The following is a 12893-nucleotide window of genomic DNA, read 5'->3' on the forward strand; positions in this document are numbered from 1 at the left end:
CCTGTTTCAGGCCGTAAACTGGCTTTTGGCTCTATCGGCTCTGCCGTTTAAGAAGCCAAAGCCCCACGGGGCGGCGCATTCAGGACTGAACCTTTTTGTACTTTGCAGGTGTTTTTATGGCAACTCCAGTGTTATCCCAGGCGACCAAGGCGCTTGCCCACAGCCGTCAACAGCGACTGAACGAGGATCTCTCCAACCGCATTCTTATCCTCGACGGCGCCATGGGAACCATGATCCAGGGCCACAAACTGGAGGAAGAGCATTACCGCGGCAGCCGCTTCGCCGACTGGCACTGCGACGTTAAAGGCAATAACGACCTCTTGGTACTTACCCAGCCTGAGATAATCAAGGGCATCCACCGCGAATATCTGCTGGCCGGTGCCGACATTATCGAGACCAACACCTTTAACTCCACCACTGTGGCCATGGCCGACTACGACATGCAGTCGCTCTCGGCCGAGATAAACCTTGTTGGTGCCCGCATCGCCCGTGAAGTGGCCGATGAAGTGGAAGCCCAAACCGGTATCCCCCGCTATGTGGCCGGGGTACTTGGCCCCACCAACCGCACCTGCTCCATCAGCCCGGATGTGAATGACCCGGGTTACCGAAATATCCACTTCGATGATCTGGTAACCGCCTACCGCGAGTCCACCGCCGCCCTGATTGAAGGCGGCGCCGATATCATCATGGTGGAAACCATTTTCGATACCCTGAACGCCAAGGCCGCGCTGTTTGCCATCGAATCCATTTTTGATGAGGTTGGTCTGCGCCTGCCGGTAATGATTTCAGGCACCATTACCGATGCCTCCGGCCGCACCCTGACCGGCCAGACCACCGAAGCCTTTTACAATTCGCTGCGCCATATCAAGCCCATCAGCATGGGGCTTAACTGTGCCCTGGGGCCAAAAGAGCTGCGCCCTTACGTGGAGGAGCTTTCCCGCATCAGCGAATCCTATGTGTCGGCCCACCCCAATGCAGGCCTGCCAAACGAGTTCGGTGGCTACGATGAAACGCCCGAAGAAATGGCCGACATCATAGTGCAGTGGGCCATCGAAGGCATGCTGAACATAGTCGGCGGCTGCTGCGGCACCACGCCTGATCATATCCGGGTTATCCGCGAAGCCGTTGAAAAGCACGCCCCGCGCAAGTTGCCTGAGCTGCCGGTTGCCTGTCGCCTCGCGGGGCTTGAACCGCTCACCATCAGTGCCGACAGTCTTTTTGTGAACGTAGGTGAGCGCACCAACGTCACAGGCTCAGCCAAGTTTTTGAAGCTGATTAAAGAAGGCCAATACGAGACCGCGCTCGATGTCGCCCGGGATCAGGTGGAAAACGGCGCCCAGATCATCGACATCAACATGGATGAGGGCATGCTGGATGGCGAAGAGGTGATGACCACCTTTTTGAATCTTGTCGCCTCCGAGCCTGAAATCAGCAAGGTGCCCATCATGATTGACTCCTCCAAATGGGAAGTCATAGAGGCGGGCCTTAAGTGCGTGCAGGGCAAGTGCATCGTTAACTCCATCTCGCTGAAAGAAGGCGAAGCCAAGTTTATCGAGCAGGCGACGTTGGTGAAGCGCTACGGCGCCGCCGCCATCATCATGGCGTTTGATGAAACCGGTCAGGCCGACACCCGCGCCCGCAAAATTGAAATCTGTACCCGCGCCTACCGCATTCTGGTCGATAAAGTCGGCTTCCCGCCGGAAGACATTATCTTCGACCCCAATATTTTTGCCGTGGCTACCGGCATCGAAGAGCACGACAACTACGCGGTGGACTTTATCGAGGCGGTGCGCGACATCAAGGCCACCCTGCCCCATGCGATGATTTCCGGCGGCGTGTCCAACGTGTCCTTCTCGTTCCGTGGCAACAACCCGGTGCGTGAGGCCATCCACGCCGTGTTCCTCTACCATGCCATCAAAGAAGGCATGGACATGGGCATTGTGAACGCCGGGCAACTGGCGATTTACGATGACATTCCCGCCGAGCTTAAGGAGCGGGTTGAAGCCGTGGTGCTTAACCTGCCCTGCCCGGTGGAAGACTCTACCAACACAGAGCAACTGCTTGAGATTGCAGAAAAGTATCGCGGCGGCGCTGGCAGCGGTGCCGGTAAAAAAGAGGATTTGGAATGGCGCAGCCTGCCGGTGAACAAGCGCCTTGAGCATGCGCTGGTAAAAGGCATTACCGAATTTATCGACGCCGACACCGAAGAAGCCCGTCAGCAGGCCACCCGGCCGCTGGATGTGATTGAAGGCCCGCTGATGGACGGCATGAACGTAGTAGGCGACCTCTTTGGCGAGGGCAAGATGTTCCTGCCCCAGGTGGTTAAATCAGCCCGGGTGATGAAAAAGGCCGTGGCCTACTTAAACCCCTTTATCGAGGCCGAAAAGGTCGCCGGCCAGAGCAACGGCAAGGTGCTGATGGTCACGGTAAAAGGTGACGTGCACGACATCGGCAAAAACATCGTTGGCGTGGTGCTCGCCTGTAACGGCTATGAGGTGATTGACCTGGGCGTTATGGTGCCGGTGGAGAAAATCGTCGAAGTCGCCAAAAAAGAGAATGTGGACATTATCGGCATGTCGGGGCTTATTACCCCAAGCCTCGATGAAATGGTGCACAACGTCAAAACCTTCGAGCGTGAAGGCCTGACCTTGCCTGCCATTATCGGCGGCGCCACCTGCTCGAAAATCCATACCGCGGTCAAGATTGCGCCCCACTACCCCCACGGCGCCATTTATATCCCCGATGCGTCCCGCGCCGTGCCCATGGTGAGCAAACTCATCAACCAAGAGACCCGCGCAGCCACCATCAAGGCCACCTACGATGAATACGATGTGATGCGCGAAAAACGCCTGTCACAGGCCAAGCGCAAAGAGATTATCTCCATCAAGGCGGCGCGGGAAAACCGCTGCCAGCTCGACTGGGCCAACTACCAGCCCAAGGTGCCAAATAAACTTGGAATTCAGGTGTTTGAAGACTACCCGCTGGATGATTTGGTCGATCGCATCGACTGGACGCCGTTTTTCCGCGCCTGGGAACTGCACGGCCAATTCCCGCGCATTCTGGAAGACGAAGTGGTAGGTGAAGAGGCCCGTAAACTCTTTGCCGACGCCAAGGCCATGCTGCAAACCATCATCGATGAAAAGTGGCTCACCGCAAAAGGCGTGATTGGCCTGTTCCCGGCCAATACCGTAAACCATGACGATATCGAGCTATACACTGACGAGAGCCGCAGCGAAGTGCTGATGACCACCCACCACCTGCGGATGCAAATCGAGCGGGTCGGCAACGATAACTTCTGTCTGTCGGACTTTGTAGCTCCCAAAGACAGCGGCGTGGCCGACTACACCGGCGGCTTTGCAGTGTGCGCAGGCCACGGCATCGATGAGCATCTGGCACGCTTCGAGGCCAACCACGACGACTACAACGCCATCATGCTCAAGGTACTGGCCGACCGTCTGGCCGAAGCCTTCGCCGAGCGCATGCACGAGCGGGTACGTAAAGAGTTCTGGGGTTACGCCAGCGATGAGAACCTCGACAACGAGGCGCTTATCCGCGAGAAGTACCGCGGCATCCGCCCCGCCCCCGGCTACCCCGCCTGCCCGGATCACACCGAGAAGGGGCTCTTGTGGGATTTGCTCAAACCCGATGCGTGTATAGATCTCAATATCACCGAGAGCTTCGCCATGTACCCCACTGCGGCAGTCAGCGGCTGGTACTTCGCCCACCCCGAGGCACGCTACTTTGGCGTGACCAACATAGGTAAAGATCAGGTAGAAGACTACGCCCGCCGCAAAGGGATGACGGTAGCTGAAACTGAGAAATGGTTGGCACCAGTGCTTGATTACGACCCTGAATAAGTCGGCCTGAGTGATCAGGGTCGCGAATCATCCTTCCGGGAATGAAAAACAAAAGCCGCATTGAGCGGCTTTTGTTTTTTGGGCTAGCGCCCAGAATCTTGCTGTATGCCTTTCGCTTCTAATCGGCAGAAAACTGGCTGCCAGCTTTGCCGCAACCAATCACCTGCGATGTGCCGTTCGCATATCCCCATCCGTGACACGCTGCAAGTACATCCCTGTAAGCTCAACGACAGCAAAATACATCCCTGTAAAAATGCCAGTTCGGTATCCCTACCTCTCGCTCGTAACCACATGGCCTTGCCATACTCGCCTTGCTGTCGATGGTCACTACTGGGGATATGCCTAAATTTGGTGCTGCCTTCGAGCAAAGTGTTATGCCTGTCCCGTCTTTCAGATAGATGCTGAGAGCACCCTCTTCTACCATGTAATCAACCGCTGTGTCAGGCGGGAGTTTTTGTGTGGCGAGGACGAGGGTTCTGGCCGCAATTATGAAAAACATAGGACAACAAAATCTTTTTGTTTTTTGTTAATGAACAATTTGACAAGTTACTTACTCTTTACGCTACTATCCTACTAAAGACTTGAACAACCAGAAAGGAAGACAAGGATGCTTTTTTTCAATGATTCGCCTAGTTACTTTATATGCGTGTACCTTACCGCATTATCAATTACTGTTACTTTACGGCTGCTTAAAATTAAGTGGCCAAAAGCCTTACTTATTATCTTCCTGATATCAGCAATAATGGCTTACACTGCCTACAAAATCGAAATTGACAGCTCAGAAAATTCGGACTATTTATATAACACCATTACCACTCTAATTTACCTACACGAATGGTTTAGATTGTTTTTCATTACTGCATTTCTAGATGGAATACTTGTAAAATTCATCTTGAGAAATAAAACAATTACAAACTACTTCAGATTGTTAAAAGAAAGATTTTTAATCACAACAAAATACAAAAATAAAAATTAATTTGAATACTAAAGATCTACCAATAAAATAACTGAGACACCCATAATTGTTGGTAGCTTCCCCGGGGCTTGACTAGGCTTTAAACAAGCCATTGTCAGGAAGTGGGGAGGTGGGTGATGCCACGGCCAAGATATACGCAGGTGAGTCCGGAAGACACGCCTTTCTATCACTGAATTAGTCGCTTCGTGCGGAGGGCATTTTTGTGCGGTGTGGACGATTACAGCGGCAAAAGCTCTGAACATCGGCGGGATTGGGTTGAGTTCCGTTTGCTGGAGCTTGGTGCGGTCACTACTGGGGACATGCCAGTGTTTGGTGGCGCCTTCAGATACAGCCGGATGCCTGTCCTGACGATTGTTCTACCCATTGAGGCTAAAGTGAGTGCATGCAATAGCTACAACAAAATAGAGGCCTCTCTGAGACACTCATACCAGAAGAAAGAGGGGGAAACACCAAGGATTCTTTTATCCACGCAGTGTTGGGGTTATCCTGAGTCTTCTTTGACTCCAGCTAGCCATCGCAAAGGTTTAAAAAATGCATCTACCCAACATATATGCTTACTTAGATAAAAGGTACGATCCATTAATTAAGTATCTGTTTGTATTACCTCCTTGTGATTTTCTCAGTTTTTTAGAGGCCGTGAGTAATGGTATATGTGTAGTAAGAGAGGAACATGGTTATGAATTAGAAGAAGGTTTTATTACATTTTGGGATGCTAGCGGCGCAATAGAAACGACTATAAGTATCACGCTTCAAGAGTTCATTGAAGTACTAGAGCCTTTGAAAAACAGCTTCCTAGATGAATTCCCAACAGAGAAAGAAAGTCTCAACAAAATTACGTGTGAAATTAAAAACAGTGAATCTCTTAGTGGCATTTTCACAAACATTGAGAGACTGTTTCTAAAAGAGCTGGAATGGTTTTATAGAAACCACGGCAGCGAATGGAACATAAATGACTTCTCAACAAAAATAAAAAACAACAAACAGAAACTCGACAGTATATTAGTTTACTTATCTAAAAATGGATACTTAAGCATCAGCAAGGAAGACAAATACTCTTTTAAAGTTTTAAAACTCCCCAAAAATAACAATAACAAAGACACCCACAATTGTCAGTAGCTTCCCCGAGGCTTGACCAGGCTTTAAACAAGCCATTGTCAGGAAGCGGGGAGGCGGGTGATGCCACGGCCAAGGTATACACAGGTGAGTCTGGAAGACACGCCTTTCTATCACTGCATCAGTCGCTGTGTGCGGCGGGCATTTTTATTCGGCGTGAATAAATAACAAAGACATATATGTCTTAATAATTTTTTTGAGTATCCGGGCTCTTCCGCTTTGACTTTTTTGCTGCCGACAATGCGCTGACCGAGTATGCTATCGCACTTGAGCCAGCCACAAATCTACAGGAAACAGCGGCAGAAGATTTATTCCAATAACCCACCCATAATTTTGATCACCGGAGCAATTTCCGGGACAAGCAAACAAGGTTCCACCTCTACAGAGCCTTCAAACGCCACCACTAAATGATGAGTTAAATCAAAATGCTAATTCTAATGTCCATTCTCGGAGGCTTTATCATCCTCACCCTGGGTGCCGAATCCATGGTACGGGGTGCCTGTGCCATAGCGCTGCGCCTCGGCATTGCCCCGCTTGTGATTGGTCTCACCATAGTCGCCTTCGGCACCTCGGCGCCTGAGCTTGCGGTGAGCATCAAGTCAGCATTGGCCGGTAACTCCGGCATTGCCCTAGGCAACGTGGTCGGCTCAAACATAGTCAACATCGGCCTTATTCTCGCTATTACTGCCCTGATTAAGCCTATCAAGGTGCAATCGCAAATGATCCGTCGTGATATTCCTATCATGGTTGCAGTCACCATAGCGTTAATTATTGCCGTTATGGATGGAGAGATCGGCACTTTAGATGGTTTAGTGTTTATTGCACTACTGATCGGTTATCTGGTTTACAGCTATCGCTGCGGCGATGCCGATGACTCAGATGCCGACATAGAAGAAGTCGAAAAAGGCCCGAAGAATCCGCTTCTGGCAGTGGTCATGATCGCCGCCGGTATTGGTATGCTTGTTGGCGGTGGCATTTTGTTTGTAAACGGTGCTGTTGAGCTGGCCCGCCATTTCGGGGTCAGCGAAGTGGTAATTGGTCTGACTATCGTCGCCATTGGAACCAGCATGCCTGAGCTTGTTACCTCCGTAGTTGCCGCCATCAAGGGTGAGAGCGATATCGCCATCGGTAACGTGGTGGGTTCTAACATCTTCAATATTCTTGGTATTCTCGGTATCGCTTCTCTGGTTTATCCCATCAGCAGCGCAGGCTTCAGCAAAGTGGATTTTGCAGTAATGCTCGGGTTTGCGGTAGCCCTGCTGCCACTGGCATGGACCGGCCTGAGGATTGGCCGCCGAGAAGGCGCACTCCTGATGTTGGCCAACCTGGTGTACATGGGTTATCTGGTGCAAAATGCCACCACTGCATGATACAACCCACTGAAAAAATGGATGAAAAAAGGGCAGTCAATCCTATTTGATATTTCGCATAACCTCGTTCAGCCATTGAAGAAACCATCAAACTGAGTTGAGGCTCGACACGGCTATTGCCAGTCATCAAGTGAATGACACCCTCTGTTTTTAACATCAGCACGCCCTTCTACCAGGTGATTAACCGTTGCGTCAGAAGGGCGTTTCTGTAGGGTGATGACGCCTTTTCGGGGCGCAGTTATGCTAAGTCAAGACAGGTACAGAAACCTAAGCTCATGCCTGTACAGACTCTTTGCAGACTCTTTGTCTTCAAACCAGATGACATAGGCACCAAGCAATGATGCTTGAGCTTTTTTAAGAAATGGCAAACGTGCGCATATCCCATACCTGCTTTCAATTCCTCATAGATATTGTTTCATCAAAAAATACCGTTCAGGACTTCCGGGAAATTCGGGTACCACACCTGCCAGTTCGAACCCAAGCTTCTGATAAAAAACAGGAGCCTGGATAGACAGCGTATCCAGCTGGGCCAGCAAACAGCCTCTTTTCCTGGCCTCCAATTCAGCCATCTCCATAAGCTTACGCCCTAGCCCAGTCCCTCTGCAGTGCTTGGTAACCCAAACAACCTCTATCAGGAAGTTCCTGTAGATGGTTCGTCCCGATACGCCTCCAAGCAGACTGCCATCTTCATCTCTGGCAACCAAGGTCAGCGGCTTAGGACCTTCATCCCCCATCTGCTCGTGGATATGTTGGCGAACCCCCTCTACCAATGCGTTAAACACCTTGGTGTCTTCTTCGTGCATCACTTCAAATTTCACTATGTCATCTCCGAATCGATTCATAACCTGTGGCAACAACCTGGTTAAGAGCAAACAAGCCGTCACTGAAATTGAGTAAAATTCAGTGTCAGGCTGGGACTGGCCACACAAGAGTGAGTAAATGAAGTTCCTCTGGAGGCTTTGCTGCTGCTCGCCAGTAATGGCGACCGTCATCGGTGCGCTTCAACAATTTGTGATTGCACAGCTCCCTCCGGATCAGTGCAAAATCGGCAAATCCGAGGAAGCACTTGATCACCTCGTTGACTTCCGACTCACTGTAGTGCTGCTGGTACCGAAAGCGGCACCAGAAAAACCACAGGCTCAACTCCTGAATGGCACGCTTAACAGGCCAGGAATTGAGAATATACTCTTGACTCATAAAGGGTTTCAGCCTGGTTGGAATCATCAGATCCAGACGTTCAATATTGATTTCGGTGCCAGAATTGTCAGTGCTGGCCGCATCACGCAGATGTTGATAATTGCGATACCCTGCCGTTTTGGCGAGGATATTGAGCATATCAAGGTGGGAGGGGAAGCTGTCACAGCTTTGTAATTGCTTACGCACGGATTTAGCCAGCGCAGAAATATCCGGGCTGCTAAAGGGAATGACTTGTCTCGTCATAATGGATACCCGTTATCAGGGTGCCTGCACTTAAGCCGTCTGCAATGGAAACAGAGCCAAGGACCGCCGACTTATGACACAGGCACAAAAATACCAAGTATCTGAATGTTAAACGCTTCAGCAGGTTTAGCTCTGCGACACATGTCGCAGCGGCGATGCCTGGGTGAACTGCCGACCGGCGGCTATTATTTGCCATGTTTATTATGATTGCAAGCCTTCGGGTACCCATAGGCCAGATGCCACTAATAAAAGGAACAACGTCAGGGCAACCATTTCTTTTGAGGTTTAGTAAACCCTCGACCAGGCTTTTAATTGCCTCCTTAAACGAGTCAAAGTTTGCCCCGACTACAGCCCATCGCAAGTTAAGGCGCTCTCTTTTTAACATCAGCATGCCCTTTGACCACATGATAACTCGTTGTATCAGAACAGCGTTTTTGTGTGGCGCCGATGCATTTTCCGGCAACCCTGTCGCAGCAAAGTTTCTCAAAAGCGATAGCCCCTCCGAAGGTGAGCAAGTACGGCTGGGCAGGCCGATTGGCGAAGGCAAGAGCGCCTTGTCAGTATCAGCTGCCTTTCTGTTGATGAAGAGCATTCTCAGGCGCTTAAAGCTTTTGGCTGAACCAGGCATCAGTGACTATACCCGGTTCAGCCAAGGAGTTTTGCCGTCAGCACTGTGGCATGAGTGGTCGCGGGGATCTCATCTGTGCCATGAAGTCCGAATTCGGCGCTAAATGGTGCAGGGAACAGCGTTTTGGCATGGCGCTGCATCCAGCACCATCCAGTTGACCCCATAACCCCACAAAGTCACTACTTGAGGCAAAAGCAGCGCTTTACTGTTACAATCAGCCGCTATCTGCGCTGAAGCACCTTGGCCCGGTTGAATGGTTCTTCCAATCCAACCCCGCCCTGTACTAAATGGGCAGCTTAGTGCGCAGCATTATTTCAAATAACCCGGTCAATGCCTGGTTAGTCACCACAGGACAGCATCCTTGAGCACTTCAGACACCCAGCCTTCAATGGCGTTTTCCACCCTTAAGCTTAAAACCGAACTGCTTGAGAACCTGTCCTCCATGGGCTACCACGAGATGACCCCCATTCAGGCCCAGAGCCTGCCGGCCATTCTGGCGGGTGAGGATGTGATTGGTCAGGGCAAAACCGGCTCGGGTAAAACTGCCGCCTTTGGTCTGGGGTTACTGAACAAGCTGGATGTGAAGCGTTTTCGCATTCAAACCCTGGTACTGTGTCCTACCCGCGAGCTTGCGGATCAGGTGGCGCAGGAAATCCGTACCCTCGCCCGTGGCATTCACAACGTTAAGGTGCTGACCCTGTGCGGAGGCGTGCCCATGGGGCCGCAGGTGGGCTCACTGGAGCATGGCGCCCACATCATCGTTGGCACCCCGGGGCGAATCGTTGATCACCTTGAGCGCGATCGCCTCGATTTAAGTAACCTCAATATGCTGGTACTCGATGAAGCCGACCGCATGCTGGAAATGGGCTTTCAGCCGCAGCTGGATGCGATTATCGCCAGAAGCCCGCGCCAGCGCCAAACCCTGCTGTTCAGCGCCACTTTCCCTGAGCAAATTCAGTCCATTGCCAAACAGGTGATGTATAACCCTGTGATGGTAAAAGTGGCCGTGACCCACGAAAAGAGCACTATTGAGCAGCACTTCTATCATCTGGATGATGATGCCGCGCGGATGCAGGCGCTGCGCCTGTTGCTGCTTGAGCGCAAACCCGAGAGCGCCGTGGTGTTCTGTAACACCAAGCGCGAAACCCAGAAGGTAGCCGATGAACTGACCGCCTTTGGCTTCAGCGTGCTGGCGCTGCACGGTGACCTGGAGCAGCGCGACCGCGACGAAACCCTGCTGCAGTTTGCCAACAAGAGTGCCTGCGTACTGGTGGCCACCGACGTTGCCGCCCGCGGTCTGGATATTGATGCCCTTGATGCGGTATTCAACTACCACGTAGCCCACGACACCGAAGTACATATTCACCGCATTGGCCGCACCGGCCGCGCGGGCAGCAAGGGCGCGGCCTTTACTTTCTATAACGACAAAGACGGCTACAAGATGGCGCTGCTGGAAGAGTATCTGGAGCGTGACATTCAAAGCGAGCCGCTGCCGTCGGCAAGCCTGCTTGGCAGCACGCCATTGGCACCAGCCATGATCACCCTGCAAATCGACGGTGGCAAGAAAGACAAGCTGCGCCCCGGCGACATTCTGGGCGCCCTCACCGGTGACAAGGGGATTGAAGGCACCGAAGTGGGTAAGATTCTGGTTACCGATTACCGCGCCTACGTTGCGGTAAATCGCAAGGTCGCCAAAAAAGCACTGGGAAAAATCACCTCCGGCCGCATTAAAGGTAAAGCCTACCGCGCCTGGCTGATGAAGTAAGCCCTGGAATCTGCACTGCATAAACCTGCCTTATTGGAGATGCTATCAATAGGCAGGTATTTCTTTGGAGCCCCAGCTTTAGCTGGCAGCTTTCCAAGACCCTACGCAATCAATTTGGCAAAAACTATCTTTCTTCACCGCCCAAGTCCCTAACAGATCCCTGCACACATTCACCGGAAAATCGGTAACACAATCGCCGATAGCTTTGAGTTACGTTCTTAAATGTCATTAAAAATCTGGCTAATAGCCGAATAGCTGACCTAAGATTAAAGTTCAGACAAATAAACTGTTCCGGCGTATCTTGCAGAAAATGCAGACTCAGATGCATTCAACAGAAGGTCATTAAATGATAGAAAGCTTGGAAGCCATACTATTGGAAGTAAGCCGCCGAAAGGACATTGATGATGGTGATTTGTCTGCAGCATCCAAGCTAATTTTATACTCTTGCTGCGAAGGGCTGCAGATTGAACGGGCGGGAATTTGGCTATTATCTGCAGCGTCCGAATCTATTACCTGTAACCTATTGCTGGACAGAGACTCAATTCAGCAAACCGAGGCGCTTACCTTAACCCGGCATGATTTCCCTAATTATTTTCGTGCACTGGACAGCGAACGCAGGATTGCAGCCGATGATGCTCACACTCATCAGGCCACCGCAGAGTTTTCATCAGTTTATCTGGCACCACAAAACATCAGCTCCATGCTGGATGTCCCCATCCGGCATCGCGGTAAAATGATTGGCATTATCTGCTGCGAACATCGCGGCCCTGCACGGCAATGGACGGAAGATGAAGTGGTTTTCGCCGCGGCGATGGCCGATCTTTACGGCCGTGCAATCAGTGCTCAGCAACGTCACATATACCAGGCTGAACTGGAATTGCTGAATGCCTCACTTGAAGAAAAGGTAAAAGAACGGACCGAAAATCTGCAAAATGCCCTGACCAATCTGACCCTGGCGCAGGACAGACTGGTTGAATCAGAAAAACTGGCGGCCCTCGGCAGTCTGGTCGCTGGTGTGGCCCATGAGGTAAATACCCCCCTTGGGATCGCCGTAACATCAGTCTCTCTTTGCCAGGATGAGCTACGGCAAATCCGCCGCCGCTTCGAAGCAGACGATCTGGATGCAAAAACGTTTAAACAGTACATTGAAACGGTTGAAGAGGGCCTGTTTCTGGCACTGGATAACCTGTCACGCGCAGCAACCTTGCTGCAGGACTTCAAACGTACAGCGGCGGATCAGGCTGCCAACGAGTTGGAAGCTTTCGAGCTTTGTGAATATATCCGCCATATGCTTACACCTTTAAACGGCATGTTGAAAAAGCAAGGAGTAAAAATATCTCTTGATTTAAAAGGAGAAATTTACTTGCAAACCTATCCTGGGATCATAGCTCAGGTACTGACAAACCTGATTACCAATGCCATAAATCACGGTTTTAAAGATCTGCCGCCAAATGCCAACAAACAAATAGAGGTGGCCGTGTGGGAGTTAAACAATCAGGTCATGTTGCAGGTGAAGGACAACGGGTGCGGCATACCCGCTGACAACATTCAGAAAATATTTGAACCATTTTTCACTACTGCTCGGGCAAATGGCGGAACCGGTCTGGGGCTATCTATTTGCTATAACCTTATTAACAAAAAATTGCATGGAACCATGCAAGTTGCCTCGGAATTGGGCAAAGGTTCAACCTTTAGCATAAGCTTCCCAAACCAAGCCAATCTGGCTCAACATTCTTAATATCAC

General features: G+C 51.1%; 8 protein-coding genes and 3 pseudogenes. 8 read left to right on the forward strand and 3 right to left on the reverse strand.

Features of this window, described 5'->3' with window-relative positions; translation table 11 throughout:
• Nucleotides 1-116 precede the first annotated feature (116 nt).
• From metH to ABYK60_RS01920, 6 genes and pseudogenes are all read left to right on the forward strand, one after another.
• Nucleotides 117-3857, forward strand: coding sequence for a methionine synthase (metH, locus tag ABYK60_RS01895; protein WP_372870230.1), 3741 nt, complete (start codon nt 117-119; stop codon nt 3855-3857).
• A 394-nt stretch (nt 3858-4251) separates the two neighbouring features.
• Nucleotides 4252-4359, forward strand: a pseudogene (locus tag ABYK60_RS01900) (alpha-amylase family glycosyl hydrolase); the annotation flags it as partial.
• A gap of 647 nt (nt 4360-5006) precedes the next feature.
• Nucleotides 5007-5144, forward strand: a pseudogene (locus ABYK60_RS01905) (transposase); the annotation flags it as partial.
• A 220-nt stretch (nt 5145-5364) separates the two neighbouring features.
• Nucleotides 5365-5949, forward strand: coding sequence for a hypothetical protein (locus tag ABYK60_RS01910; protein ID WP_372870231.1), 585 nt, complete (start codon nt 5365-5367; stop codon nt 5947-5949).
• Nucleotides 5950-6009: 60 nt separating this feature from the next.
• A pseudogene (locus tag ABYK60_RS01915) lies at nt 6010-6102 on the forward strand (Mobile element protein); the annotation flags it as partial.
• 269 nt (nt 6103-6371) lie between these two features.
• A complete protein-coding gene (locus tag ABYK60_RS01920; RefSeq protein ID WP_372870232.1) occupies nt 6372-7316 on the forward strand; it encodes a calcium/sodium antiporter in 945 nt (314 codons plus the stop codon).
• 401 nt (nt 7317-7717) lie between these two features.
• Here ABYK60_RS01920 and ABYK60_RS01925 read toward each other — a convergent pair whose 3' ends face one another.
• The 3 genes from ABYK60_RS01925 to ABYK60_RS01935 form a co-directional block, all read right to left on the reverse strand.
• Entirely contained in the window at nt 7718-8134 is a 417-nt protein-coding gene (locus ABYK60_RS01925; protein WP_372870291.1) for a GNAT family N-acetyltransferase, read from the reverse strand.
• 88 nt (nt 8135-8222) lie between these two features.
• The gene (locus ABYK60_RS01930; protein WP_372870233.1) at nt 8223-8756 is read right to left on the reverse strand and encodes a DUF2087 domain-containing protein; all 534 of its coding nucleotides are present in this window, start codon (nt 8754-8756) and stop codon (nt 8223-8225) included.
• Nucleotides 8757-9401: 645 nt separating this feature from the next.
• Nucleotides 9402-9524 (reverse strand): hypothetical protein, encoded by a 123-nt coding sequence (locus ABYK60_RS01935; RefSeq protein ID WP_372870234.1) that lies wholly within the window; start codon nt 9522-9524, stop codon nt 9402-9404.
• Between the two features lie 248 nt (nt 9525-9772).
• Between ABYK60_RS01935 and dbpA the strand changes: the two genes are divergently transcribed.
• Nucleotides 9773-11149, forward strand: coding sequence for an ATP-dependent RNA helicase DbpA (gene dbpA / locus ABYK60_RS01940; RefSeq protein WP_372870292.1), 1377 nt, complete (start codon nt 9773-9775; stop codon nt 11147-11149).
• A gap of 346 nt (nt 11150-11495) precedes the next feature.
• Complete coding sequence (locus ABYK60_RS01945) at nt 11496-12887, forward strand: sensor histidine kinase (protein WP_372870235.1); 1392 nt, start codon at nt 11496-11498, stop codon at nt 12885-12887.
• Nucleotides 12888-12893: the final 6 nt, after the last annotated feature.

The sequence above is a fragment of the Shewanella sp. genome (assembly GCF_041630135.1).
Lineage (GTDB): Bacteria > Pseudomonadota > Gammaproteobacteria > Enterobacterales > Shewanellaceae > Shewanella.